Origin of the sequence: Arthrobacter sp. KN11-1C, from assembly GCF_052180225.1 — a bacterium.
GTDB lineage: Bacteria > Actinomycetota > Actinomycetes > Actinomycetales > Micrococcaceae > Arthrobacter.
In genome coordinates this window covers 1,054,642-1,079,722 of the sequence record NZ_CP197467.1, presented here as the reverse complement: position 1 = coordinate 1,079,722, position 25,081 = coordinate 1,054,642, and the positions used below count along the sequence as shown (strand labels likewise).

General features: G+C 61.4%; 29 protein-coding genes. 12 read left to right on the top strand and 17 right to left on the bottom strand.

Translation table 11 applies throughout. The annotated features are described in order from the left end of the window. Positions 1 to 47 precede the first annotated feature (47 nt). Complete coding sequence (locus ACSBOX_RS05125; RefSeq protein WP_442545963.1) at positions 48 to 1,964, top strand: ArnT family glycosyltransferase; 1,917 nt, start codon at positions 48 to 50, stop codon at positions 1,962 to 1,964. A gap of 114 nt (positions 1,965 to 2,078) precedes the next feature. On the opposite strand, the gene rpsI is transcribed toward ACSBOX_RS05125, so the two are convergent. Beyond that, positions 2,079 to 2,588, bottom strand: a complete 510-nt coding sequence (gene rpsI / locus ACSBOX_RS05120; protein WP_078108113.1) for a 30S ribosomal protein S9 — start codon at positions 2,586 to 2,588, stop codon at positions 2,079 to 2,081. Between the two features lie 36 nt (positions 2,589 to 2,624). Beyond that, positions 2,625 to 3,068, bottom strand: coding sequence for a 50S ribosomal protein L13 (gene rplM, locus ACSBOX_RS05115; protein WP_024817563.1), 444 nt, complete (start codon positions 3,066 to 3,068; stop codon positions 2,625 to 2,627). 295 nt (positions 3,069 to 3,363) lie between these two features. Between rplM and ACSBOX_RS05110 the strand changes: the two genes are divergently transcribed. The 11 genes from ACSBOX_RS05110 (at position 3,364) to ACSBOX_RS05060 (ending at position 11,717) form a co-directional block, all read left to right on the top strand. Continuing rightward, positions 3,364 to 4,017 carry a prepilin peptidase gene (locus ACSBOX_RS05110; RefSeq protein WP_442545075.1) on the top strand — a complete coding sequence of 218 codons (654 nt, stop codon included), beginning with the start codon at positions 3,364 to 3,366 and terminating at the stop codon, positions 4,015 to 4,017. A 272-nt stretch (positions 4,018 to 4,289) separates the two neighbouring features. After that, positions 4,290 to 4,490, top strand: a complete 201-nt coding sequence (locus ACSBOX_RS05105) for a Flp family type IVb pilin (protein ID WP_442545074.1) — start codon at positions 4,290 to 4,292, stop codon at positions 4,488 to 4,490. A 12-nt stretch (positions 4,491 to 4,502) separates the two neighbouring features. Further along, the gene (locus ACSBOX_RS05100; RefSeq protein ID WP_442545073.1) at positions 4,503 to 4,718 is read left to right on the top strand and encodes a Flp family type IVb pilin; all 216 of its coding nucleotides are present in this window, start codon (positions 4,503 to 4,505) and stop codon (positions 4,716 to 4,718) included. 91 nt (positions 4,719 to 4,809) lie between these two features. Then, positions 4,810 to 5,205 carry a TadE/TadG family type IV pilus assembly protein gene (locus ACSBOX_RS05095; protein ID WP_442545072.1) on the top strand — a complete coding sequence of 132 codons (396 nt, stop codon included), beginning with the start codon at positions 4,810 to 4,812 and terminating at the stop codon, positions 5,203 to 5,205. Beyond that, positions 5,193 to 6,167 carry a pilus assembly protein TadG-related protein gene (locus ACSBOX_RS05090; RefSeq protein ID WP_442545071.1) on the top strand — a complete coding sequence of 325 codons (975 nt, stop codon included), beginning with the start codon at positions 5,193 to 5,195 and terminating at the stop codon, positions 6,165 to 6,167. The genes ACSBOX_RS05095 and ACSBOX_RS05090 overlap by 13 nt, the downstream gene beginning before the upstream one ends. A gap of 40 nt (positions 6,168 to 6,207) precedes the next feature. Next, positions 6,208 to 6,975, top strand: a complete 768-nt coding sequence (gene cpaB / locus ACSBOX_RS05085; RefSeq protein WP_442545070.1) for a Flp pilus assembly protein CpaB — start codon at positions 6,208 to 6,210, stop codon at positions 6,973 to 6,975. Beyond that, entirely contained in the window at positions 6,972 to 8,177 is a 1,206-nt protein-coding gene (locus ACSBOX_RS05080; protein ID WP_442545069.1) for an AAA family ATPase, read from the top strand. Before cpaB ends, ACSBOX_RS05080 begins: the two co-directional genes overlap by 4 nt. Positions 8,178 to 8,257: 80 nt before the next feature. Next, positions 8,258 to 9,655, top strand: coding sequence for a CpaF family protein (locus ACSBOX_RS05075; RefSeq protein WP_442545962.1), 1,398 nt, complete (start codon positions 8,258 to 8,260; stop codon positions 9,653 to 9,655). Beyond that, on the top strand, positions 9,652 to 10,605 hold the full coding sequence (locus ACSBOX_RS05070; protein WP_442545068.1) for a type II secretion system F family protein: 954 nt from the start codon (positions 9,652 to 9,654) through the stop codon (positions 10,603 to 10,605). The genes ACSBOX_RS05075 and ACSBOX_RS05070 overlap by 4 nt, the downstream gene beginning before the upstream one ends. A gap of 14 nt (positions 10,606 to 10,619) precedes the next feature. After that, the gene (locus ACSBOX_RS05065) at positions 10,620 to 11,495 is read left to right on the top strand and encodes a type II secretion system F family protein (RefSeq protein ID WP_442545067.1); all 876 of its coding nucleotides are present in this window, start codon (positions 10,620 to 10,622) and stop codon (positions 11,493 to 11,495) included. 30 nt (positions 11,496 to 11,525) lie between these two features. After that, on the top strand, positions 11,526 to 11,717 hold the full coding sequence (locus ACSBOX_RS05060; RefSeq protein ID WP_442545961.1) for a Flp family type IVb pilin: 192 nt from the start codon (positions 11,526 to 11,528) through the stop codon (positions 11,715 to 11,717). 163 nt (positions 11,718 to 11,880) lie between these two features. Here ACSBOX_RS05060 and ACSBOX_RS05055 read toward each other — a convergent pair whose 3' ends face one another. The 15 genes from ACSBOX_RS05055 to ACSBOX_RS04985 all read right to left on the bottom strand — a co-directional run bounded on the left by ACSBOX_RS05055 (position 11,881) and on the right by ACSBOX_RS04985 (position 25,006). Next, the gene (locus ACSBOX_RS05055; RefSeq protein WP_442545066.1) at positions 11,881 to 12,771 is read right to left on the bottom strand and encodes a tRNA pseudouridine synthase A; all 891 of its coding nucleotides are present in this window, start codon (positions 12,769 to 12,771) and stop codon (positions 11,881 to 11,883) included. A gap of 32 nt (positions 12,772 to 12,803) precedes the next feature. Then, the gene (gene rplQ / locus ACSBOX_RS05050) at positions 12,804 to 13,364 is read right to left on the bottom strand and encodes a 50S ribosomal protein L17 (protein WP_442545065.1); all 561 of its coding nucleotides are present in this window, start codon (positions 13,362 to 13,364) and stop codon (positions 12,804 to 12,806) included. A gap of 66 nt (positions 13,365 to 13,430) precedes the next feature. Then, entirely contained in the window at positions 13,431 to 14,441 is a 1,011-nt protein-coding gene (locus ACSBOX_RS05045; protein ID WP_011692778.1) for a DNA-directed RNA polymerase subunit alpha, read from the bottom strand. Positions 14,442 to 14,583: 142 nt separating this feature from the next. Further along, a complete protein-coding gene (gene rpsK, locus ACSBOX_RS05040; protein ID WP_028265083.1) occupies positions 14,584 to 14,985 on the bottom strand; it encodes a 30S ribosomal protein S11 in 402 nt (133 codons plus the stop codon). Between the two features lie 45 nt (positions 14,986 to 15,030). Next, positions 15,031 to 15,408 carry a 30S ribosomal protein S13 gene (rpsM, locus tag ACSBOX_RS05035; RefSeq protein ID WP_011775569.1) on the bottom strand — a complete coding sequence of 126 codons (378 nt, stop codon included), beginning with the start codon at positions 15,406 to 15,408 and terminating at the stop codon, positions 15,031 to 15,033. A gap of 192 nt (positions 15,409 to 15,600) precedes the next feature. After that, positions 15,601 to 15,714 (bottom strand): 50S ribosomal protein L36, encoded by a 114-nt coding sequence (gene rpmJ, locus ACSBOX_RS05030; RefSeq protein WP_011775570.1) that lies wholly within the window; start codon positions 15,712 to 15,714, stop codon positions 15,601 to 15,603. Between the two features lie 74 nt (positions 15,715 to 15,788). After that, positions 15,789 to 16,010 (bottom strand): translation initiation factor IF-1, encoded by a 222-nt coding sequence (gene infA, locus ACSBOX_RS05025; protein ID WP_009358723.1) that lies wholly within the window; start codon positions 16,008 to 16,010, stop codon positions 15,789 to 15,791. Positions 16,011 to 16,267: 257 nt separating this feature from the next. Then, on the bottom strand, positions 16,268 to 17,218 hold the full coding sequence (locus tag ACSBOX_RS05020) for a P1 family peptidase (protein WP_442545064.1): 951 nt from the start codon (positions 17,216 to 17,218) through the stop codon (positions 16,268 to 16,270). A 123-nt stretch (positions 17,219 to 17,341) separates the two neighbouring features. Beyond that, complete coding sequence (locus ACSBOX_RS05015; protein ID WP_442545063.1) at positions 17,342 to 18,382, bottom strand: sugar phosphate isomerase/epimerase family protein; 1,041 nt, start codon at positions 18,380 to 18,382, stop codon at positions 17,342 to 17,344. 86 nt (positions 18,383 to 18,468) lie between these two features. Beyond that, a complete protein-coding gene (locus tag ACSBOX_RS05010) occupies positions 18,469 to 20,088 on the bottom strand; it encodes an ABC transporter substrate-binding protein (RefSeq protein ID WP_442545062.1) in 1,620 nt (539 codons plus the stop codon). Position 20,089: 1 nt separating this feature from the next. Further along, the gene (locus ACSBOX_RS05005; protein ID WP_442545061.1) at positions 20,090 to 20,935 is read right to left on the bottom strand and encodes an ATP-binding cassette domain-containing protein; all 846 of its coding nucleotides are present in this window, start codon (positions 20,933 to 20,935) and stop codon (positions 20,090 to 20,092) included. Then, entirely contained in the window at positions 20,932 to 21,987 is a 1,056-nt protein-coding gene (locus tag ACSBOX_RS05000) for an ABC transporter ATP-binding protein (protein ID WP_442545060.1), read from the bottom strand. The genes ACSBOX_RS05005 and ACSBOX_RS05000 overlap by 4 nt, the downstream gene beginning before the upstream one ends. Next, the gene (locus ACSBOX_RS04995; protein WP_442545059.1) at positions 21,987 to 23,003 is read right to left on the bottom strand and encodes an ABC transporter permease; all 1,017 of its coding nucleotides are present in this window, start codon (positions 23,001 to 23,003) and stop codon (positions 21,987 to 21,989) included. The genes ACSBOX_RS05000 and ACSBOX_RS04995 overlap by 1 nt, the downstream gene beginning before the upstream one ends. A gap of 9 nt (positions 23,004 to 23,012) precedes the next feature. Next, positions 23,013 to 23,900, bottom strand: coding sequence for an ABC transporter permease (locus ACSBOX_RS04990; protein ID WP_442545058.1), 888 nt, complete (start codon positions 23,898 to 23,900; stop codon positions 23,013 to 23,015). Continuing rightward, positions 23,897 to 25,006 carry a sugar phosphate isomerase/epimerase family protein gene (locus ACSBOX_RS04985; protein WP_442545057.1) on the bottom strand — a complete coding sequence of 370 codons (1,110 nt, stop codon included), beginning with the start codon at positions 25,004 to 25,006 and terminating at the stop codon, positions 23,897 to 23,899. Before ACSBOX_RS04985 ends, ACSBOX_RS04990 begins: the two co-directional genes overlap by 4 nt. Between the last annotated feature and the right edge of the window lie 75 nt (positions 25,007 to 25,081).

Genomic DNA, 25,081 nt, shown 5'->3' with positions numbered 1-25,081 from the left:
CACTTGAACAACGTCTGGGGAATTTTTCAAGGAGGAATCTTTTGACGGTGTCCGAATCTACTGCCTCTCGTACTCGGCTCCAGGCGGCCGGCTTCGCAGTGCGGAGCCAAACCCCGGTTGCGCGCTGGGAGAAGGTCAGCATCGGTGTCCTCCTGCTCTCCACGGCATTTATTTACTTGTGGAAACTGGATCAAAATGGTTGGGCCAACGCATTTTACGCAGCTGCTGTGCAGTCCGGTGAACATAACTTCACGGCATTTTTCTTCGGTTCATCGGACTGGGGCAACTCCATCACCGTGGATAAACCCCCACTCAGTCTGTGGGTCATGGGGCTTTCGGTCCGACTATTCGGACTCAATTCTTGGAGCCTTCTGGTCCCACAAGTCATCATCACGTTGACTAGCACGCTGCTGATCTTCATGCTCGCACGCAGATACTTACCAGCCGCCGCCGCTCTCATCTCGGCAGCGGTATTCGCATACACCCCAATCACAGTTCTGCTAGCTCGCTACAACAATCCGGATCCTCTTATGGTCCTGCTGATGATCGCCGCGCTCTACAGCGGTATCCGGGCCACGGAGACTGGCAAATTCAAGCCACTGATTCTCGCGGCCGGATTGTTGGCTCTCGGATTTCTGACGAAACAGCTTCCGGCATTTCTGGTTCTCCCGGCAATCGCGATCGTCTTTCTCCTTTTCGCCCAGCTGTCCTGGCGCAAAAGATTCCTCGGACTTGCCCTGGCTGGATGCGTCATGGCCATTGGTTCTCTGGCTTGGCCGCTCGCCGTCGACCTCACACCTGCCCAATCGCGGCCCTATGTTGGAGGCTCAACGAGCAACAGCATGATCGAGCTGACGCTCGGGTACAACGGAATCGACCGCGTAGTCCAGCACGCAGATGACCCTTCGATGGCCTTGATTCCGCCGGAGTTCAGGGGCGCTGGCTCGGACGCAGGCTTGTTTAGGCTATTCAACATCAATTATGGCCAGGAAGCAGGTTGGCTGCTGATGGCTGGGCTACTGAGCTGCGTAGCAATCACCTGGACCGTCGCCAAACGGCGACTCGGGCGAAGTGAAACGATTCTCTCCGCCGCCGCCGTCCTCTGGTTCTCAACTACATACCTAACGCTGAGCTTCATGAGCCAAGGCTTTCATTCCTACTACACCGCGTCCTTGGCGCCGCCGTTGGCTCTCTGTATTGGCATTGGGGCAAGGCTCTTGCTATCTGGGGCCAAATCGGCGACTGGGCGTATTTGGATCTCAGTTGCTTTGTCCACGAGCTTCATTTTCGCGAACGCTATGTGGCGTATTAGCGGGGTGTTTCCGGAATGGTTCGGAAATACCCTATTGTTTGCAGGCTTGCTGGCTTCGGCAGCCTATGCGATTCGATCGCCCTGGGCATGGCTCGACCGGGGCATCTCTGTCCTGGCCATCGGAGCACTTTTAGTTGGTCCGGTGTACTGCTCATTACTGACTATCGGTTCGCCGCAAGCAGGGTCCAACCCCCTCTCTGGCGGCATATCAAGAAACCCGAACACACTTAGTCGTTTCCTTGACGGTGTCAAGCAACAAGATCCCGCGTGGGCCTTTGGGCTTGCACTTGGCAATAGCCCAAGCAGGTCAGTCCTCGACCGCCTGCAATTGGCTCCAACAAGATGCACATGGGCCGCAGCCACCTACCCCGCCCAAACAGCTGCACGCTTCCAGCTCGCGTCCAATCGTGCGATCATGCCCCTAGGTGGATTCGCCGCGATGGATCCGAGTCCCACCCTGAAGCAGTTTCAGGACTGGGTCGCCGCGGGACAAATTTGCTACCTGGTCGAGCAGCCTGAACAACTTAAGGTCCCGGGAAATAGTCAGGAACTAACTGCGATTCAGAACTGGGTTGCAGCCACATTCCAGACTGAAACCATCGATGGAACCACCATCTACGATCTAGGGAAACCGCAGAGCGGTCACCATTGAGTTGAGATCCCGCTCTAGCGATGCACAATCCGCCGACTGCCAAAAAGAAGAGGCCCGTTCCACCAAACGGTGGAACGGGCCTCTGTAAGGCGCTGAAAGCGTCCTAACGCATTTTTAGCGCTTGGAGTACTGCTGGGCCTTGCGTGCCTTCTTGAGACCAGCCTTCTTACGCTCGATGACGCGTGCGTCACGACGCAGGAAGCCGGCCTTCTTCAGGGTGGCGCGGTTGTTCTCGGTGTCGATCTCGTTCAGTGAACGGGCGATGCCGAGACGCAGTGCACCGGCCTGGCCGGAAATGCCGCCACCGTGGATGCGTGCGAAGACATCGTAGGCGCCATCAAGATCAAGGATCTTGAAGGGCTCGTTGACATCCTGCTGGTGCAGCTTGTTCGGGAAGTAGTTGGCCAGCTCGCGGCCGTTGATGATCCACTTGCCGGTGCCGGGCACGATGCGAACACGTGCAACGGCTTCTTTACGACGTCCAACTGCGGCGCCGGAAACGGTCAGTGCCGGACGCTCCTTCTTCGGCGCTTCTGCTTCCGCAGGACCGCTCTCCGAGGTGTAGCTGGTCAGGTTTTCCTCAGCCACAACGGCCTCGGTGGTCAGTTCTTCGTTCTGAGCCACGATTCTCCTTGATTAAAAGTTGGTTGGTGGCCAGGACTACTGGGCGACCTGGGTGATTTCGAAAGTCTTGGGCTGCTGGGCTGCGTGGGGGTGCTCTGCACCACGGTAAACCTTGAGCTTGCCCAGCTGCTGAGCAGCGAGGGAGTTCTTCGGGAGCATGCCCTTGATGGCCTTCTCCACGGCGCGGACCGGGTTGGATTCCAGGAGCTCCGCGTAGTTGACGGAGGTCAGGCCGCCCGGGTAGCCGGAGTGGCGGTATGCGCGCTTCTGCTCCAGCTTGGCGCCGGTGAGGGCGACCTTTTCAGCGTTGATGATGATGACGAAGTCGCCCATGTCCATGTGGGACGCAAAGGTCGGCTTGTGCTTTCCGCGCAGCAGTGTTGCGGTCTGGCTGGCAAGACGACCAAGGACAACGTCGGTGGCATCGATGACGTGCCACTGGCGGTTGATATCGCCGGGCTTCGGGGTGTACGTACGCACGGTTTTGCCTCGTTCTTGTTCTGGCGTTCATGTTTTAGGCGGCACGCTTGAAGCGTGTGCCTACTAGGTATGCGCTACCGGAGCAGAGGTGAGGGCTCTATGTACCAGTCATCCCGAAGTCTCGATATGCCTGTCGAGTTAACGATCCTGCAACTGGATCCCCAAGCGGGCATGTGTCATCGAGAAAGGACACGCACAACGACTATCAACAATAGCGGCTAGGAGCTCCAGGGTCAAAATAGGCTGGCAACGAGCGTGAACAGCTGAGACCCATTCTGAGCCCCCAGGAGATGCCATGACAGCAACTGCCGCCCAGCCCTTGCTTGTGGCCGCCTTCGGGCTCCTGGGGCTGCTGACGAGCCCCCTGGCAGAGGTGCTGATAGCCCGATTCCTGCCGCGGCTTGGCGCGCCCCCCGCCCGCACGGTGAGGACCACGACGGCGGTAGTCACGGCCGCGTTGTTTGCCGTCATGACGGTCCGGTTCGGCTTTTCACCTACCCTCCCCGCTTACCTGCTCTTAGGGGTACTGGCAGTACAGCTGTCGCGCTTGGACGTCGCCCACCATTTACTCCCGAACCCCTTGGTCCTGATGCTGCTTTCCGCCGGCATTGTCCTGCTAACTACGTCCGCCGTGTTGGTTCCGGACTGGTCTGCCCTGCTTCGCGCAGCTGCTGGGGGGGTCATTCTGTTCCTCGGCTACTTAATTCTTGGATTAATTTCCCCTGGCGGCCTCGGAATGGGCGACGTGAAGCTCGCGGCACCACTCGGAATGTACTTGGGCTACTTGGGCTGGAACCAGGTGTTCTACGGGGGACTGCTGGGCTTCGTGGTGGGCGGGGTAATGACGGTGCTGTTGTTGCGCCTGAAGCGCGGAATCAAGCCCACGGAAGTGCCGCACGGACCGGCTATGTTCGCTGCCGCAATTGGAGTGGTCCTTCTCGTTACATGAGCCCGCGGCGCACCTCCCAGGTTCATCTCGGTTCTCACGAGCCCCATACGTACAAGTGGCTAGGTAGTACTTAGGTAGAAAAACCGAGTACCCCCGAAAGGGCCTTTCGAGTAGTCATCGCCGCAGGCTCCAGGAAAGACGAGTACCACTACGCATTGTTTGTTAACCCTCCCAGGGGCAATTCTTGTCCTATCGAAATCCGAACGCCAAACGGGATATGTAGGCAATTGGAATTCGTAGACAAATTCACTTATCTGGGAAAGGTTTTTCCAATGTCAACTCTCATGATTTCCACCCTCGCCTTCATCGCCGGCATCAAAGACAAACTGACCTCCGAAAAGGGCGCGACGGCGACCGAGTATTCGCTGCTTGTTGGCCTCATTGCCCTCGTCATCGTTGGCGGCGTCGGCCTGTTCGGCGGAGCCCTGAACACATGGTTCACCACTCTCTCGACCACAGTCGCGAAGTGGTAGGGCGACCAAGTAATGAGCGCGAAACCCGGCATCCTCGAAGCCAAATGGGCGATTCGCTTTCTTAGTCAGACCCTACTTCGGCTCGGCGCCGAAAAAGGTGCCACCGCGACAGAATACTCGCTCCTCGTGGGCCTTATTGCCCTCGTCATCGTGGGAGGTGTGGGTCTGTTCGGTGGAGCACTAAACGGCTTCTTCGACACTCTCAGCACCACGGTCGGCGCCTGGTAACCAGGCACAAACGTTGTGCCGCGCTTATCGGCGCGGCACAACGCACCGCTTTCTCGCTGCAAACTCCGCAGCATCTACACAGGGGGATCCTTTGAAACGCAGGATCAAGTCTTCCAAGAACCATGAGCGGGGCGCAGTCGCCGTCGAATTCGCTCTCGTTGCCCCGATCCTCGTGTCTCTGATCATCGCCGTTGTCGAGTTTTCGAACGCGTACAACATCCAGGTTTCAGTGACCCAGGCCTCCCGTGAAGCCGCGCGGACCATGGCAATCACCAACGACACAAGCAAGGCCACCGCGGCCGGCAAAGCCGGAGCGCCCTCGCTGGACACCTCCAAGCTGAGTTTCAGCTACTCCGGCGCCTGCGCGGCAGGCAGCCCTCCTCCAACGATCACGGTGACCACTACCTACAATGGCCAGTCTCTCACCGGATTCTTCGGCTCCAGTCTCACCGTCACTGGCAAGGGAGCAATGCAATGCAACGGCTGATCCGGCGCAAGGACCCTCAGCACAAAGAAAGCGGGGTTGCAGGCGTAGTGGTCGTGCTCATGATGCTCACCCTAATTGGGGTAGGCGCAGTGGCGGTCGACGTCGGCCAAATCTACGCGGAGCGGGCCCAACTGCAAAACGGCGCCGATTCCGGAGCGCTCGCCGTTGCAAGCAGCTGCGCCAAGGGTTCCTGCAATACTTCGTTGGCCGGTCCCTTGGCCAACGCGAATGCCAACGATGGCGCAAGCACTGTGAAATCAGTCGATCTGAGCGTGCCGGGCCAGGTGACTGTCACAACCTCTACCAAGGACGGCACCACCGGGGCCGGCTACCTGAGCAAAATGTTCGCCAACGCCCTTAACACCGCGCCTGTGACTGTCGGGGCTCAAGCCACTGCGACATGGGGTGGTCCTGGCTCTGGACCTGCCGCACTGCCGTTAACCTTCGCCCCGTGCCAGTTCGACATAAATGGAGCCACGCAGACAATCTTGACCCACGGCAGCACGAGTTGTGTCAGTGACAGCCCCTCGGGCCAGATTATTCCGGGCGGCTTCGCGTGGCTCACTCCGGACTCCGGTGGCTGCTCGGCAACTGTCTTCCCGGACGATCCGTCAACACCAGGAGTCGTCGATCCTTATGCCCAGGGAAAACCGGGCGCCCCCATACCGCAATCATGCAAGGCCGACTTCGCGAGTTACCTGAACACCGTGGTGGCCTTCCCCGTCTTCTCGGACGCTGTGGCTAGTGGCGCCAACACCATTTACCACATCAAGGGCTACGCAGCTTTCTTCCTTGTGGGATACAGCTTCCCGGGCTACTCCGGAGGCGACACAACCGGGCTCGGAGGTAACCAGCGCGGCATCCGCGGTCACTTTGTCAGCTGGATTGCCGATCCCTCCTTGTACCAAGGAGGGGGATACACGCAAGGCGGAGCAAATCTTCCGCCACAGCTCGTCAAATAGAAAGCGCTCTCGAACGAAAGCAATCTGGGAAGGAAGAACAGTGAAAACACGCCTACTGGGAGGCATCGCTGCGCTTGTCGTAGCCATCATTGGAACAGTGATGCTCGTGTTCTATGTCCAAGGCGCCGACAAGCGCGCTCTGGCAAATACGGAGACCGAAGACGTCTACGTCATCCAAAAAGAAATTCCGGCAGGAACCCCTACTGCCAGATTCGGGGATTCTGTCATCAAGAAGTCCGTGCCCAAAGCGGCAATCGCAGCAGACAGTGTCAACAACCTGGGAGATCTGGGCTCCAAGGTGTCTTCGATTGACTTCATGCCTGGCGAGCAATTGCTTGCAACCCGGATGGTCGACCCGAATAGCTTGGCCGGTCCAGGCCGGGTTGAAGTTCCTACCGGACTTCAAGAGGTCACCCTCAAGCTGCCGATCGAACGCGTTGTAGGCGGGACAGTGAAGGCCGGTGACACAGTCGGCGTGATGCTGTCCTTCAAAGCCGATGACAAATCCAGTTCCCCTGACCAGACAAGCTTTACATTCCACAAAGTCCTGGTAACCGCCGTGCAAGATGCCAGTGGAACGATTGCAGACAACTCAAGCTCCGCCCCTCAGTCAAGCAGCGGTTCCCTGAACGCCAACAAGACCGCCGGCTCAGGAAGTGGCTACCTCGTAACCGTGGCACGCTCCGCGGTCGACGTTCAAAAGATCGTGTACGCCGTTGAGTTCGGCACCATCTACCTGAGCAAAGAGCCTTCGGATGCCATTGCAGGCACAGCGGGAGTCATTGATCGGGGAAGTGTATTCAAATGAGCCGCTTCGTTCTCATCACTCCGGATCTTGACTTTGAACGCCGGGTCCGCTCTGCAACAGCAGGAATGAGCGGAAGTCTCCAATGGTTCCAGGCCGACTACTTGCCGGCGGGGCCACGCGAAATTCTGGACCAGCTACTCGGCGAACCGCCTGAAGTACTGATCTTAGGACCGGGGCTCGAAATCAATGACTCGCTCAAGCACGCTTCCCTGCTGGATCTCCAGTTCCCGGAAATCAGTGTGGTGCTGGCCGCGGAACAAAGCGAGTCCTTGGTCCTGGCAGCAATGCGCTCCGGGGTGCGAGACCTGCTGTCCCCCGCAGCGGATTCTGACTCCATCCGCGTGATGGTGGAACGGGCGAGTCTTGCAGCTGCCGGCAGGCGACGGGGCCTCGCCCCCAACGCCATCGAGACCCCGTCGCAGGCTTCGGGCGGCCGCATCATTGCGGTCATGTCACCAAAGGGCGGCGTGGGGAAAACCACGGTAGCCACGAACCTCGCAGTCGGACTTGGAGCGCTGGCGCCCATGGGCGTAGTAATTGTCGACCTGGACCTTCAGTTTGGCGATGTGGCCAGCGGCCTGCTCTTGAACCCCGAGCACACCATCACCGATGCTGTGCTTGGGCCAGCTAGCCAGGATTCCATGGTGCTCAAGACCTACTTGAGCGTTCATCCTGCCAGCATCTATGCGCTCTGCGCCCCTCTCAATCCGGTGGAAATGGACCGGATCACCGCCCAGCATGTCTCCAGGCTGCTTGAACAACTCCGCCATGAATTCCAATATGTCGTCATCGACACAGCTCCTGGGCTTGGCGAGCATGTTCTCGCCGCATTGGAGAACGCCACGGACGCGGTCTGGGTGTGTGGCATGGATATTCCGAGCATCCGCGGATTGCGGACAGGTCTCAGCATCCTCGACGAATTGCAGTTGCTCCCTCAGCACCGGCACGTCGTCCTGAACATGGCCGATCCCAAGAGCGGGCTAGCCCTCAAGGATGTGGAAGCGACCATTGGAGTTCCAGTGGATGTTGCCATTCCTCGATCACGGACCCTTCCGTTCTCCACGAACAAAGGCGTCCCGCTGCTGCAGGATGGAACGCGCGATGCCGCCACCAAGGGCCTACGCCTGCTGGTGAACCGGTTTAAGCCCAATTGGGACGAGAGAGTACAAAAGCAGATGCACAGAAGGGCGGTTGTCCGGTGAACCTCTCACGCAGACTCGAAAGTCGTCGCTACGACGCCGCTTCCAGCGCAGCACAAGACGCTGCGACCGTTCCCCCGGAAATGGCGGTGCCTACAGCAACCACGCTCGGACGTATCCAAGAGGCGAAAGCAGCCGAATCCTCGAACACCACAGCTCACGCCGACGAAAACACACCGTCGACGATTCTGGCCAGTGAAGCACTCGGCGACCTCAAGGAACGGGCAAGCAAAGCGCTATTTGAACGACTCGGTTCCAGGCTCTCCGATTCCTCCCTGGACGAGATGGAGCTGCACCAGTATGTGCGCGATGAGCTGAAAGTTGTCGTGGACGAAGAGCAGGTGCCGTTGACCTCGGCAGAACGCCAGCGCCTCACATCTGAAATCATCGACGACGTCCTCGGCCATGGCGCCATCCAGCGGTTCCTGGACGATCCGGAAGTTACTGAAGTCATGGTGAACCGGTACGACAGCATTTACGTTGAACGGTACGGTCGGCTGTACAAGACGGAAGCAAGATTCACCTCGGATGAGGCCCTTCGCCGGGTCATCGAGCGTATCGTCTCCAAGGTTGGCCGCCGAATTGATGAGTCGTCCCCCTTGGTAGACGCGCGGTTGGCCGACGGTTCCCGCGTCAACGCCATCATTCCCCCACTGGCTGTCAACGGTCCATCCCTCACTATCCGGAAGTTTGGTCGCGAGGCCCTTACTGTGAACAAACTGATTGAGTTTGGCAGCCTTTCTCCGGAAATGGCTGAATTGCTCAGGGCTTGCGTACTGGCACGAATGAACATCATCGTGTCAGGGGGCACCGGCACAGGCAAGACCACCTTGTTGAACGTCTTGTCCTCTTTCATTCCCGCAGCAGACCGTATCGTCACCATTGAGGATGCTGTCGAGCTTCAACTCCAACAAGAGCATGTGGTGCGTTTGGAGAGCCGGCCGGCAAACATTGAGGGCCGTGGTGAAGTAACCATTCGAGATCTCGTCCGGAACTCGCTTCGCATGCGGCCAGACCGCATTATCGTGGGCGAGGTTCGCGGCGGCGAATCGCTCGACATGCTTCAGGCGATGAACACCGGCCATGACGGATCCATCTCCACGGTCCACGCCAACTCGCCTCGCGACGCGGTGGCCCGTTTGGAAACCCTTGTCCTCATGGCGGGCATGGATCTACCGCTTCGCGCCATTCGGGAACAGGTTGCCTCCGCCGTGAACCTTATCGTGCAGATAAGCCGCCTGCGGGACGGAACACGCAGAGTAACCCACATCACAGAGGTCCAGGGCATGGAAGGCGATATCGTCACGCTGCAGGACGCCTTCGTGTTCGACTACTCGGCCGGCGTCGATGCCAACGGCCGATTCCTCGGCAAGCCGATCCCAACGGGAGTCCGGCCCCGCTTCACAGACCGCTTCGCAGAACTGGGGATTCCTATCTCCCCAGCTGTGTTCGGGGCCCCTATTGCGGGAGGCTTACGATGAGTGGCTCGGGACTCCAGCCCATCTTGCTGCCGGCCGGTTTGGGATTTGTCTATCTTGCCCTGATCCTCTTGGTTTTGGTGGTCCTTAAGTCAAGGAGGACCCTCGACGCTGAAAGGCGACGTCCTGATTCACCGATCCACTCATCAGCCCTGACGCGGCTCACTGACGGCGCCAAGGATGTCATTCAAACACGCATTCATTCGCGCTCTGGTGGATATCTCTCGCAAGCGAGACTGGATGCTGCGGGTTTGAAGAAACAACCCGCCGACTACGTCTTGATCGCCGGGATCGTGGTGGTTTTTGCCGGCGCAATGGGATTCATGCTCGGCGGATTGGTCTTCACCATACTGATGTGTTTGATCGCCGTGGTTTCTCTGGTTGCATTTTTGGGCCTCCTCACGGCCAGGCGTTCGTCGAAATTCGAGGAACAGGTACCCGACGCCCTCCAGATGTTGAGCGGAGGCATGCGGGCCGGGCACAGCCTCTTGAGGGCAGTGGATGCGACTGCTCAAGAGAGCGAGTCCCCAATGTCTGACGAGATGAGCAGGATAGTCAACGAAACCAGGATCGGGCGCGATCTCGGTGCGTCCCTAAGCGACGTCGCCATGAGGACGCGGAGCGAGGACTTCGGCTGGATAGCCCAAGCGATCGAAATCCATCGGGAAGTTGGCGGAGATCTAGCGGAAGTATTGGATCACGTTGGCGAAACCATCCGTGACCGTAACCAAATCCGCCGCCAGGTCAAGGCGCTAAGTGCAGAAGGGCGAATGTCCGCGCTGGTGTTGCTCGCCCTACCGGTGGTCATGTTCATCGCGCTCCTTTTCATCAATCCGAGCTACGCAAATACCTTTACGTCCACCGTCCCTGGCTTCATCATGCTTGCTGTCTCTGCCGTCATGCTCAGTTTGGGCGCGTGGTGGCTAAGCCGGCTGATCAAGCCTAAATACTAGGAGGGATCTACATCATGCAATTCATCGCTTATGCGGCCATGTTGGCCATTGTGGCCCCAGTGTCCTGGATGGTCTGGCTCGTCGTCACCGGAGACAGAGCCGGGTTGCGCAGCATTCGTACCAATCTCGGTGTCCGCACGGCTTCCACCCCGCAGTCCGGCGTTGCAGGTAGCCGGTTGACGGCAATTTCACGGCAACTCTTACCCGCCGGGTACATCCTTTGGCTCGACAAGCAACTGGCTGGGGCTGGCCGGCCGAAGGATTGGCCGTTGGGCCGCATACTGATGGTCAAACCACTGCTGGCACTCGGTGGCGGCGTTTTCGGAGTGCTGTTGTTTCTCGGCGATCCATCGGCAGGAAAGTTCCTTCTTGGTATTGCTGTTGTCTCGCTGGCGTATTTCGTCCCCGACCTACTCATTCGATCCAATGCGGAGAAGCGGCGGGAGACAATTCGCTTGGAATTGCCAAATTCGCTCGACCAGATGCTGATTTCAGTCCAAGCGGGGCTGGGCTTTGAAGCCGCTATGGCCCGCACTGCGGAGAACGGCAAGGGACCGCTTGCTGACGAGTTCATCAGGACCCTTCAGGACATTCAAGTGGGACGCAGCCGTAAGGACGCGTACCTCGATATGTCTCAGCGCGTGGATGTTCCTGACGTTCGCAGCTTTATCAGGGCGGTTGTCCAAGCGGATGCCTACGGTATTGCCATTGCCAAAGTCCTCAAGGCCCAGGCACAGGAAATGCGAAGTAAGCGACGCCAGCGGGCTGAAGAACATGCCATGAAGATCCCAGTGAAAATTCTCTTCCCTCTGATCTTCTGTATCTTCCCCACGCTGTTCATTATCCTGCTGGGTCCGGCGGTCCTGAAGATCATCGCTGCGTTCTCCTAACGCCACACTAACCAACAGACGGTGATCGATATGAAGAAAGGGTCCAAGCAGCTAATCAGCATCTTGGATGGCGAACAGGGAGCGACGGCCACAGAATACGCAGTTTTGGTGGGCTTTATCGCGATGGTCGTCGTTGGCGGAGTAGGACTGTTCGGTACCGCCCTGAACGGCTACTTCGGCACGCTGGCCGACGGAGTGAAGACCGCACTAGGACTGCCCTAAGAGCAACTGTAACCAGCGCATCTGGGGCGCTATTGACCGACCACCCGCGAACCCAGAACCGCGGGCGGTCATCGCAGGCCCCCTCCACGGTACCCAGAGCCGGGAGGGGGCCGTCCAACGTCGAAGCCCGTCTGAGCCGTCCAACGTCGAAGCCCCAAAAAAACTACTCCCGCCGCGCCCGCGTCAGCTCGGCCCGCGCGAACAGTTCGTCGTCGGAGGGATAGGCCACTTCCTCAAGAACCAGTGGGTGCGGGGCAGCCAACACCGACTTGGCATCCCTCACGCCGGCAAGCAAACGTTCATGCAACCAATCAGGACTCTCCAGGCCCTCACCCACCCGCAATGCCGATCCCACCAGGGCGCGCACCATGTTGTGGCAAAAGGCGTCCGCTTGGACGTTGGCGACCAGTACGCCGTCGCTGCCACGCACGAACTCAAAGCGCTGCAGCTCGCGAATGGTCGTAGCGCCATCCCTCGGCTTGCAATACGCGCGAAAGTCCTGCAGTCCAAGGAGCGCCACCGCCCCTGCATTCATCGCGTCCTCGTCCAGCTCCGCCTTGTGCCAAAGGGTCAGCCTGCGCAGGACGGGATCCCAGCGTTCGGCGCCATCGGCGATCCGGTAACTGTAGCGGCGCCACAACGCCGAGAAGCGAGCGTCGAAACCATCAGGCGCCAGTCCGACGTCGTGCACTTCAATGGCGCCGGTCTCATCCTGCAGGATCCGGCTCAAGGCTCCGCGAAGCCGCCGCAGCAGCGCTGCAGAGGGGTCGATCTCGTGGCCTCTCGGCAGTCCGCCCCACTCGGTCTCGGACAGATCAATGTGCGCCACTTGTCCTCGGGCATGGACACCGGCGTCGGTCCGCCCTGCCACGGTGACCCGTACGGGGCGTCGCACGATCAGCGCCAGCGCCTCTTCCAACGAACCCTGCACGGTGCGGAGACCGGGCTGAAGGGCCCACCCGTTGAAAGGGCCGCCGTCGTACGAGAGATCCATCCGGACACGCAAAAACCCGCCGCCCCCCAAAACGGGGGCAGCGGGTTTTCGTTCGTTCATAGACTTAAGTCTACTGTGAAGAATTCAGTGAATTACTTCTTTTCCTCAGCGGCAGGAGCCTCTTCGGTTTCAGCAGCTTCGGCTTCGGGAGCCTCGGCTTCGGTCTCTGCGGCTTCGGTCTCAACGACCTCTTCCTCAGCAACCGGAGCGGCTTCTTCGGCGGCCGGAGCAGCCTTCTCAGCGTCCTTCTTGGCAGCGGCAGTTGCCTCGGCAACTACAGCCTGCTTCGGGGAAACCGGCTCAAGAACCAGCTCGATGACAGCCATGGGAGCGTTGTCGCCCTTGCGGTTGCCGATCTTGGTGATGCGGGTGTAGCCACCATCGCGGTTGGCAACGGCGCCGGCGATGTCGGTGAACAGCTCGTGGACAACGCCCTTGTCGCTGATCAGGCCGAGCACGCGACGGCGGGAGGACAGGTCGCCGCGCTTGGCGAAGGTCACGAGGCGCTCAGCGTACGGCTTCAGGCGCTTGGCCTTGGTGACCGTCGTGGTGATGCGCTTGTGCTCGAACAAGGCTGCTGCCAGGTTCGCGAGCATCAGGCGCTCGTGAGCCGGACCGCCTCCGAGGCGCGGACCCTTAGTGGGGGTAGGCATAGTAATTTCTCCTGTAATGAAGGCCGTCCGGGTCCGAACGTGGACTCGGTGGCCAAGATCTGCTTGTTAGAGCTCGTCGTCGCTGAACGCGGCGTCGTCCTCTTCGATGGCTGCGGCGCGGGCTGCAAGATCGAAACCGGGAGGGGAATCCTTGAGGGACAGACCCAGTTCAACCAGCTTTGCCTTGACCTCATCGATGGACTTCGCACCGAAGTTGCGAATGTCCATCAGGTCAGCCTCGGAGCGGGCAACGAGTTCACCCACGGTGTGGATGCCCTCACGCTTGAGGCAGTTGTAGGAACGGACGGTGAGGTCCAGATCCTCGATCGGCAGTGCCATGTCAGCTGCCAGGGCAGCGTCCGTCGGCGACGGGCCAATCTCGATACCTTCAGCTGCGGTGTTCAGCTCACGTGCAAGACCGAACAGCTCCACCAGGGTGGTGCCGGCCGAAGCAACGGCGTCGCGCGGGGCGATAGCCTGCTTGGTCTCGACGTCGACAATCAGCTTGTCGAAGTCAGTGCGCTGCTCAACACGGGTAGCTTCCACGCGGAAGGTAACCTTCAAGACCGGCGAGTAGATCGAGTCGACCGGGATACGGCCGATCTCGGAGTCGCCGGACTTGTTCTGAGCTGCCGAAACGTAGCCGCGGCCGCGTTCGATGGTCAGTTCAAGTTCGAACTTGCCCTTCGAGTTCAGCGTGGCAATGTGCAGATCCGGGTTGTGGAATTCGACGCCGGCCGGCGGAGCGATGTCCGCGGCCGTGACGACTCCGGGGCCCTGCTTGCGCAGGTATGCAACAACCGGCTCATCGTGCTCGGAGGACACGGAGAGGTTCTTGATGTTCAGGATGATCTCAGTGACATCTTCCTTGACACCCGGAACCGTGGTGAACTCGTGCAGCACGCCATCGATCCGGATGCTGGTTACAGCAGCACCGGGGATGGAGGAGAGCAGGGTACGGCGGAGGGAGTTTCCGAGGGTGTAACCAAAGCCCGGTTCCAGCGGTTCAATGATGAAACGCGAGCGGTTCTCGGAGACTACTTCTTCAGACAGAGTGGGGCGCTGTGCAATAAGCACTTAGGTTTCCTTTCGGCGAGCATCCGCTATATGACGCAACACAGGTGGTGGAAATCGGCTTGGTTCCGGCTTTGCCGGCCGGGCGCCACGGAACAGTCAGGCTGTTCCGTGGCGAACCCGGCCGGCAAGGCCAAGAATCCAATTAGACGCGGCGGCGCTTCGGCGGGCGGCAACCGTTGTGGGCGCTGGGGGTGACGTCCTGGATGGAGCCGACCTCGAGGCCAGCGGCCTGCAGCGAACGGATTGCGGTCTCGCGTCCGGATCCCGGTCCCTTGACGAACACGTCAACCTTGCGCAGACCGTGCTCCTGGGCGCGCTTTGCAGCAGCCTCGGCAGCCATCTGGGCGGCGAACGGGGTGGACTTGCGGGAGCCCTTGAATCCAACCTCACCGGCGGAAGCCCAGGAGATGACAGCACCGTTCGGGTCCGTGATGGACACGATGGTGTTGTTAAAGGTGCTCTTGATGTGCGCCTGGCCAAGCGCGATATTCTTCTTGTCCTTCTTACGCGGCTTGCGAACCGCGCCACGAGTCTTCGGGGGCATTATTTCTCCTACAGAAAGTTATCGGGGGAAAGTCAGCTGCTATTTCTAGCGGCCGGCTTTCTTCTTGCCGGCGACGGTACGCTTCGGGCCCTTGCGGGTACGAGCGTTGGTCTTCGTACGCTGACCGCGTACGGGCAGGCCCTTGCGGTGACGCAGGCCTTCGTAGCTGCCGATTTCAACCTTGCGGCGGATATCTGCTGCTACTTCGCGGCGAAGGTCACCCTCAACCTTGTAGTTGCCTTCAATGTAGTCACGCAGCTGGACCAGCTCGGCGTCAGTCAGGTCCTTGACGCGAACGTCAGCGCTGATGCCGGTGGCAGCCAGGGTTTCGTGTGCACGGGTCTTGCCCACGCCGTAGATGTAAGTAAGCGCAATTTCCAACCGCTTTTCGCGGGGAATGTCTACGCCAGCGAGACGAGCCATAGTGGCAGTACTCCTTGAATAAACCGGAGGTCGTAGGCAGTACACCCGCACTTTCAGTGCGGCCCCAGCCTCCGACCGGGGGTTAGCTGTCCGGGCTCCATACGTCCCAATTCAGCTTGTGCTGCCTTTATTTACTTGCGTGGGTTAGCAACCCAGGTTTGCCCTCTCGGGCGCTAGTTCCCTTGCGGGGAATTAGCCCTGGCGCTGCTTGTGGCGCGGGTTCTCGCAGATCACCATGACCCGGCCATTACGGCGGATCACTTTGCACTTGTCGCAGATCTGCTTAACGCTCGGCTTGACCTTCATGGCGTTCCTTTGCGTGTTGCAGTTGGTCAGCTGGAGCGGCACTGCCCGGGTTCCCCGAGGCTGCCGCCCAGCAATTACTTGTAGCGGTAGACGATGCGACCACGTGTGAGGTCGTAAGGGCTTAGCTCCACCACTACGCGGTCCTCAGGGAGAATCCTGATGTAGTGCTGTCGCATCTTCCCCGAGATGTGTGCAAGAACGATGTGCTTGTTGGTGAGCTCAACGCGAAACATCGCATTGGGCAGCGCCTCAGTCACAACGCCCTCGATCTCAATGACCCCGTCCTTCTTGGCCATATCCTCCGCTAACTGTTGTTTGCCGCAGCCCTCCGGTTAGGCACCGGAAAATCTGCGGACGTTTTTTGTTTGTTTGGCCGTCCGGCTCCTGCCACTCCATTTAACAGGACTCGCGACCTGTTAAATGGGCGTGGCTGTGCAGACAACCAACAGACAACTCTACGCCAAGACGGCGCGAAAGTTAAATCCGCCCATGCTAGCGCAGACAGCGGCACGGTGTCACCCTTCACCGTGCCGCGGAACCCCCTTGGATCCCGCTAAACCGCGCCGTAGGCAGGGAAGGTGCCTGCCGCCGTCGTGATGGATTCCGCAGCCGCGACACCATCGAGGACAGCAAGGCGAACGGCGTCTGCTGCCGCGCTTTGCAGGGTAATGAGCGAAACCTGCCGTGCTTGTTCCGAACTGCGGTCAAGCCCGACGGCGCCCGTCGCCAGCGCGAACACGGTGTCGCCGTCGGCGAGGGTATGGGAAGGGTTCAGCGCGCGGGCAAGGCCGGCGTGCGCGGCACTCGCGGTGCGCTTGCATTCTGCGGGGTCGAGGGTCGCGTTGGTGGCGACGACGACGAGCGTGGTGTTCAGCGCCGGGGGGCTCGCCGGTTCGGAGCTGCCGGATTCCGTCCGGGGTGACGAAGCGCCGACAGGCATCCCCAGCGCGTTGACCACTGCGAGCGCACCCACCACCACGCCGCTGTCCAAGGTGATCGACGAGGTGCCCACTCCCCCTTTGAACGCGCCGCGGCCGATCACCGCGCCGGTTCCGGCACCGACGTTTCCGCGCCCGACGTCGGCGTGCTCGCTCGAGGCCGCGGCCGCACCGGCCGCTTCGTATCCCATGGCTTCGTCCGGGCGGGCGGCGAAGTCGCCGCCGCGACCCAAGTCGAAGATTGCCGCGGCCGGAACGATCGGCACCACTCCCCCGCCTACGGCGAAACCCCGTCCTTGTTCTTCGCACCAGCGCTGGGCACCGTGGGCCGTGACCAAACCGAAGGCGCTACCGCCGGTGAGCACGACGGCGTCGACCGTGGGCACCAGGGTGGTGGGGTCGAGCGCGTCCGTCTCGTGCGTGCCCGGCCCGCCGCCGCGTACGTCCACCGAACCCACCGTCCCCGGTGGCGGAAGGACAACGGTCACCCCGCTCAGCCAGCCATCGCCGGTCCGCTGGACATGTCCCACCCGGATTCCCGGCACATCAGTGATCTTGGAAGTCATGTGCCCATTCTGCCCCTCCCCACCCAACTGCTCCCCACCCAACTAGCTCGCAGTTGTTGTCGTTATGAGCCGTCTAAACGACAACAACTGCGAGCTAGTTGGGCGGGGACGGTGCCGCGGCGCCTACACCGCTGCTCCGATCCGGGACAGCGCGTCCCTGAGGGCTTTCGCCGAGACATCTATGAAGTGCGCACCGTCGTACGGGGCGGCGCGCAAGTCGCTAAGTCGCGGCACTTCTCCCTGCCCTACCCGTTCCGCATACTCCGCAGCCATGCTCCGGATACTGGCCACTTCGTCCGGATCAAGGTCAGGGTGCATGGCAATCCATTCAGGATCGTCGAGGCCGATGGGCAAGTGCAGGGTGGGACCTGCGTTTTCGATCGAGAGCGGCAGCTCCGGATTCTCCGCGTGCAGGATGCCAAGCACCGCGTCCCAATCGATGGAGCCCTGGCCGATCGGTGCGAAGACCCTCCCGAATACGCCGTGCTGTTCACCGAGGACAAAGTCCCGCAAGTGCGTGGCCCGGGTGTACGGTGCCACGCGACGCGCCGCAGCCACAGGGTCTTCCCCACGCACCACCACGTTGGCGGTGTCGAAGGTGACCCCGAGGACGTCCGGCCCCACGGCTTCCACCAGGCGGACGATTTCGTAGCTTGTGATTTCTTCGTGGGTCTCGATGTTCATATGCACGCCGTGGTCCCTGGCCACCGGTGCAAGGAGCCGCAGGAACTTCTCGATCGCCACGAGCTGGTCTGCCCACGGCGCGTCGGTCCGGAAGCGGTCGAAAACGTAATAGCCCGGCATGCCGCGCTGGTAGTTGGCACATGCCACCCACAAATCCGTCACGCCGGCGGCTTCATGCGCGGCCTCGATCATCTTGATCATGCCGCGCGTGTAGTCGCCATCGCCGAGCCTGCGGACCTGGGGCGCTTCCGCCGTCGCGTACGGGTTGACCTTGGCGAGACCCATCTGGAGGTAGAGGTTGAGTGAGTTCGCACAGTCCCGGACCTCTGCCAGCAAGCCGCGGTCCAGGGTCGGGGAGACGTCCATGACGCTGCGGAAGTACACCCCTTCCATCCCTATGCCATGCGCCCGCTCGAGGATTCGGATCGCCGAGTCGTCCGCCTCGTGGGGGATTTTGCTTCCATCGACACCAATTCGCATTTTCGCGTCCTTAGCTAGTTCTTCATGTTTGTCTTGTCGGTCGCGGGCACCTTCCCGCGCCCGGAGGAATGCCCGGGATGCCTCCCCTAGCGTCCCCAGTTGTAGAAGGTGGTTGACGAGGCATAATCGAAGGCCTTCACCGAGTGGGCCAGCACCGCCGTGAATTGCGCGCGGTAGAGGATGATGGTCGGCGAGCTGGCCCGCCATGCGTCCACCAAGGCGTTGATATACGGCTGCTGCGCCTGGAGATCCGGCGCGTTGTCGAGCTTCGTCATGAGATCCGGAGTCCCCGGGATGCAGATGTGCTGGTTATTGAAGCTGCTGCCACACGTCATCTTCTTGCGGAGCTCGTAGGCAGCCACCGCGCCGGCGCTCTCGAAAAGCAGGGCCGATTGGTATTTGCCCGTGTTGAACTTCGTGGCGAAGGCCGTGGGCGTCTGCGAATCGATGTTGACCGTGACACCTATGTCCTCCCACGAGGCCTTCAGGATCGTTGCAAGCGTGGAGACCCCTGGCGACGTCGGATTGATCATGAGGTCGATCTGGGGATTCACCAGACCCGACTCCTTGACCAGCGCCCGTGCCTTGTCCTTGTCAAGGGGGCGCGGGGCCGAACGTTGCGGGTCGAAGCCCGGCGTTCCTGGGACGAAGGGGCCGTAGTAGCTGTCCGCGTAGCCGTAAGCCACGCTGGCCTTGATTTGCTCATACGGCACCGCGTACGTCAGGGCTTCGCGCAATTTCGGATTCGAGGTCACGCCGGAGGAGTTGTCGAAGGACACTGTGACCGGCGCAAAAGCGGGGGCCGCGGTGACCGTGCAGCAATCGTTCTGGCTCAGTTCGTGAACCACGTACGGTGGCAGCCCCAGGGTCACATCCGCCTCGCCCCGTCGTGCCTGCAGCATCAGGGTGGGGATCGAGGTGATGAAGTTGACGCGGACCACCGGCTCCTTGGCAGCTTCGCCGTAATAGTTCGGATTGCGCTTGAGTACCGCGTAGTTGTTGGCCACGTACTCGTCCAGGACATAGGGACCGCTGCTGCTGGCAGTGTGCGCGGCCAACCATTGATTCGGCACGGCCTTCTTGTCATCTCCATGTTCCTTGATGACCTTCGGGTCATAGATCGACCCGCGGCTCTGCGCCAACGTCACCAGGATCGCGGGGTAGGCGCGTGATAACTGGAGCCGGACAGTCTGGGGATCCACCACGACGACGCTGCTAATCAGGGGCGGGTCCGTTAGGCCGATCTGCAGGCCCAGGGATCCGCACCCTCCGATGGTGAGGTTCCGCATGATCGAGTACCGGACGGCCTCGGCATCCAAAGGGTTGCCGTTCGCGAACTTGGCTCCCGGATGCAAGGAAAAGGTGTAGGCCTTCCCGTCGGGGGAAACCGTCCAGGACGTGGCCAGGTCTCCCTTCACCCGGGCTGGATCGGTGTTGGCCACGAGCGTGCCATCGGGCTGTTGATCCTCGTCGAGCTTGACCAATCGGGCGTAAAAGTTGCTGGCGAAGCTGTTTTCATTGCCGGCGCACACGAACGCAGGATCAATGTTGGTCAGCGTCGTGGCCCAGTTCACGGTGAAGGGCCGGCTGCTCGGGGCGGACGAAGAAGCCGGGCTGGCACATCCCGCCAAGGCGAGCAGTCCCGCCGCGGCGAGGAACGCCGTCGTCCTCTTCACCAGGATGCGCGGGGAGGGCAGGTTCCTCATTTCACTTTCCTTCCATGGCTACGGCCGTCCCGACCGCCGCGAGGGCCTTGGCCCGACGGCGAGCGCCCGGGACCGCGTCCAGCAGCGCACGGGTATAGGGGTGGGTAGTGTTGTCGAAAACGTCCGCTGAGGTTCCGGCCTCCACGATTTGTCCCGATTTCATGACGGCGATGTGATGGCTCATGAGCCGCGCCACCGCCAAGTCATGGACGATGAACAAATAGGTCAACCCGAGCTCGTCCTGGAGGTCGCTCAAGAGGTTGAGGACTTGGGCCTGGATCGAGACGTCCAGCGCGCTCACCGGTTCGTCCAGGACCACGAGGTCCGGATTGAGGACCAGCGCCCGGGCGATTGCGATCCGCTGGCGTTGACCGCCGGAGAACGCGAACGGATAGCGTTGCGCCTGTTTGACGGTGATCCCGACGCGGTCAAGCACTTCCTCGACCCTGCGCGAACGCTCCCCCGGGTCCGAGACGCCGTGGATGACCAGCGGCTCTTCCACGAGGTCGGCAACCGTGAAGCGCGGGTCGAGGGATCCGTTGGGATCCTGGAACACCATCTGGATGCGCTTGCGCATCCGCCGCATCTCCGGCTTCGACAAGGAGGTGAGGTCCACGCCGTCGAACTCGATGAGTCCGCTGTCCACCGCGGTCAGGCCCATGACGCACGCGGCCGTGGTGGACTTGCCGCTGCCCGATTCGCCCACGAGACCCAGGGTTTGTCCGCGGCGTAGTTCGAAGGAGACATCCCGCAGGATCTGGGTCCGGTTCCGGGAACCGACACCCCTGCCGTAGGACTTGTTGAGGTTCGCCACCCGCAAGAGCGAGGCTGTGGCTGCGTTGCTCATGCTGCATCTCCTGGGGTATCGCTCGCGAAATGGCAGCGGACGACGGCGCCGCCCGCCAAGGTGCGTGCCTCGGGCCGTTCAGTTGCGCACCGTAGTTCGTCCCGGCCGATCGGGCATCGCGAGACGAAGGGGCATCCGGGCTCATCGACGGACAGGTCCGGGGGCGAGCCGGGGATGGCCGGCAACGCGCCACGCTTTGCCGTGGCGGGGTCGATGACGCAGTCCAGCAACGCCTTCGAGTACGGGTGTGCCGGGGTGCCGAAAAGGGACCGCGTGCTGCTGGATTCGACGAAGCGTCCCGCGTACATGACGTTGACGCTGTCGCAGAGTTCTTCCACGATTCCCAGGTTGTGGGTGATCATCACGAGCGCATTGCCGCGTTCGTCGCAGATTTTGGCCAGGAGGTCGAGGACTTGCGCCTGCGTGGTGACGTCGAGGGCCGTGGTGGGTTCATCGGCGATGACCACGGCCGGATCGTTGGCGATGGCCATTGCGATGAGCACGCGCTGCCTCATGCCCCCGGAGTACTGGTGCGGGTAGTCGGCGATCCTTCGTTCGGGATCGTTGACGCCCACCTCGGCGAGGAGTTCGCAGGCCATCCGCCGGGCCACTTTGACCGACACGTCCTGGTGCACCCGAATCGTTTCCACGAACTGGGTTCCGATGGTCTTGAGGGGATCCAGGGCAGCCATCGGGTCCTGGAACACCAGGCCGATGTCCCGCCCACGGATTTTGGAGATCCCGGCGTCGTCAAGGCCCACGAGCTCTGTCCCGTTGAGCTTGACGCTGCCGCCCACAATGCGGCCCGGTGGCGGAACAAGCCCTACGAGGGACATGGCGAGGGCGGATTTCCCGGAGCCCGATTCGCCAACAATCGCCAATCGCTGCCGTCTGTGAAGGTCGAAGGATACGTCCCGCACCGCGAGGACAGTTCCAGAGGCCGTGTCGAAGTTGGTTGTCAGTCCTTTGACGCTCAGTACGGGCGCCTGGCCCGGGATCCCGTCGCCGGCAATGGTCCGGGAAGGAAAGGGAAGTGCGTTGGTGTGCGACATCAGCGGGCTCCTACTCGGGTGCGGGGATCTGCCGCGGTCATGATGAGGTCCGAGAGAAGGCTGACCACGACGTAGAGGATGGCGGCCAGCAGGAGCACTGACTGGACCACGGCAAAGTCCTTCTGGATGATGGCGTCGGCGGTCATGGACCCTATGCCCGGCCACCCGAACACTTTCTCGACCAGCAGGCTTCCCGCCAGGAGATCGGCGAACAACAGCGAAGCAGCCGGCAACAACGCCAACAGGCCGTGCGGAGCCACGTGGCGCGAGTAGACGGGGAACCTCCGCAGGCCGTGGCTCTGGGCGACAGAGACGAACGTTTCGCGCAGCGTGCCACGGAGCTGGTTCCGGTAGAGCCTGCTGAGGAAGGCGAACGGACCCAAGGCGATAATCGTTGCGGGCAGGATCAGGTGCCAGCCCGCATTGGCGAAAGTCCCCCACTGTCCCGCAAGAAGGGCGTCCACGGTAAACATTCCGGTGACGTTCGGCGGACGGAGCATCCCGGGTGACAGCCGGCCTTCAGGACCCGGGAATATCCCGAGCTGGATCGAGAGAACCAGCAAGGCAAGCAAGGCGATCCAGAAGGGTGGCGATCCCATGGCCAGGGACGAGGCGATGCGAAGAAACCGGTCCGGCCAGCGGCGTCGTGAGTATACGGCGATGCTCGCGGCGAGGACCGCCGCCACAATCGCAATGATGACGGACAGCAGCCCCAGTTCGATCGTCGCCGGCAGCCGTTGGGCAAGGAGGCTGCCCACGCTGTTGCCGGTGCTGTACGAGAAACCGAAGTCACCGCGGAGGAGCGAGCCCACGTATTTCCCGTATTGGACGAACAGGTTGTCATCGAGTCCCATGGACTTCCGCAGCGCCGCGATGGCGTCGTCGGTGGCCGCATCGCCGGCAATGGCGCGGGCCGGGTCGCCGGGAACCTTGCGAAGCAGGATGAAGGCGAAGATCGAAGCCCCGAAGACCGTGGCCACCGCTACGCCGAGCCGTTTGAAAATCGTGCTAATCATCGGGAAACCTCACTTCGCCTGGACGAATTCGCCGCGTGGATCGAGGACTTCCCGGGCCCTGTCCGCGATCATGGTGGTCAGGCTGACGGCAAGGAGCAGGCCCAGGCCGGGGAAACCCGCAATCCACCATTGACCGGTCAGGAAGAATTGCTGGCCGTCCGTGATCATTTCTCCCCATTCGGCCGTCGGGGGTTGTGCGCCGAGGCCCAGGTAGCCGAGGGCAGCCAGGGAGAGCACCGAAGCACCGAAGACGGCGGCCATCTGCAGGATCATGATCGGAACCAGGTGCGGGAAAACGTGGCGGAACAGCACGCGGGCGGGGTGTGCTCCGAGGGCGACAGTTGAACGAACGAAATCCTGTCCGTACAGGCGCATCACCTCCCCGCGAAGTGTCCGCATGTACCAGGGGAACGAGTGCAGCGAAAGCCCGATGACCACGGCCGTCACGCCCGGCTGCAGTGCCATGGCGATCGCCATGGCCAGAAGGATGGCGGGGAAGCAGAGGATGGAATTGGTCAGCCACGTAAAGAGGGTGTCCACCCAGCCGCGCATCGATCCTGCCAAAAGGGCAGCGATACACCCGGCGACGGCGCCGATCAAGGCAATCGTCAGACCGGCCAGTATCGATGTCCGGCCACCCGCCAGGACACGGGCCAACACATCACGGCCGGTGTCGTCCGTGCCCATGGGGTGTCCCAGGCTGGGAGCTTGGAGGACGGCGCCGAGGTTGATGGCATCGGGTTGCACGCGCCAGACCAAGGGGCCAATCAGGGTGGCCACAATGAGGGCGGCCAGGAACGACAAGGTCATGGTCAATGCCCTGTCCCGCCGAAGGAAGCTCCTGAAAGGTCTCCTTCTGGCCGGGACAACGATCTGTGGGGCGGCAATGGCTGTCATGAGAGTCCTTCCTCTCTGGAAAGGATCGTGGCCGGCTTCTTCACGCCGGCACCCATCGATGTGAGGATCGTCCGCACGGTGGCGGCACTATGGAGCAGCTGACGACGGCGCTCGGCGGGGGCGGGCTCGTCGTCCCAGTCAGCGAGCGCGGGGAAGCGCCCGCGCGCCACGCCGTCGTGCGTCGCGACACCAAGCCGGGCCAACTGGCCCAGCCCCGCGGCGTCGAGGTGCTGTTCGTGGGTGAACCACGAACGGTCGAAAACCGGAGCGTCGAACTTTCCCCGGTGCTGTTCCAGGGTGAAGTCGCGCACTCCGGCACGGAGAAGGTGGCCGAGGGTCGCTTCCCAGTCGAAGACCCCCTCGCCGACTGCCCGCAAGCGGCGCCGGTAGCCGTGCGGCACGGGGAACAGGACCGCGTCCTCCAAATGGGTCATCCCGACCTGCGGTCCGAGCGCCCGGGCCGCCTCGACGGGGTCCTCGCCACGAACCACCAGGTTGGCCACGTCGAATCCGATTCCGAAGACTGCGGGATCCAATGACTGGACGAGCGTCTGCACTTCCCGCGAGGCCAGGTCTTCGTGGGTTTTGACGTTGATGCGGACGTTGGCGTCACGTGCCGCGGGTGCGAGGGCCTCGAGGTTCGCCCGGATGAGCCGGAGCTGGGCCGGATGATCGAGGAACCTGCTCTGTTCCGTGGTTCCTTCGCGGACTGACCGTGTGTAAACGAAGAACTCAGTGACGCCGAGTTCCAGGCCCCGGAGCAGGGTCCTGTTCAGCCCCGTCCGAACCGTGGCGGGATTATCGAACGGTCCCGCGCAGCCCAGGCCAAGCTGGAGCTCGATGCCGGCATGCCGGGCTTCCGCTGCGACCTCGTTCAGTTCGCCGGCCGTGTCCAGTTGGCCGTGCACATCACCGGAAAGCTCTGCCGCGATGCTGTTGAGCACCACCACGGTAAAGCCGTCATCCACCGCGGCCCGCAGCGATTCCAGCAGTGGCCGGTCTTCGTGGCCCGGGTACCGGGTGAACTGGACCCCCAGGCGCGTCTCCGGCAGTTCGCCGGTGCCGAGGGGCTGCGAATCAGGTAGCACGTGTGTGATCTGGGTCATGATGGCCAAGATACACTCGTAAGACGTCTTACGAAAGAGTAGATTTTCCCAGCCCCATGTGAGACGCTTCGTTGA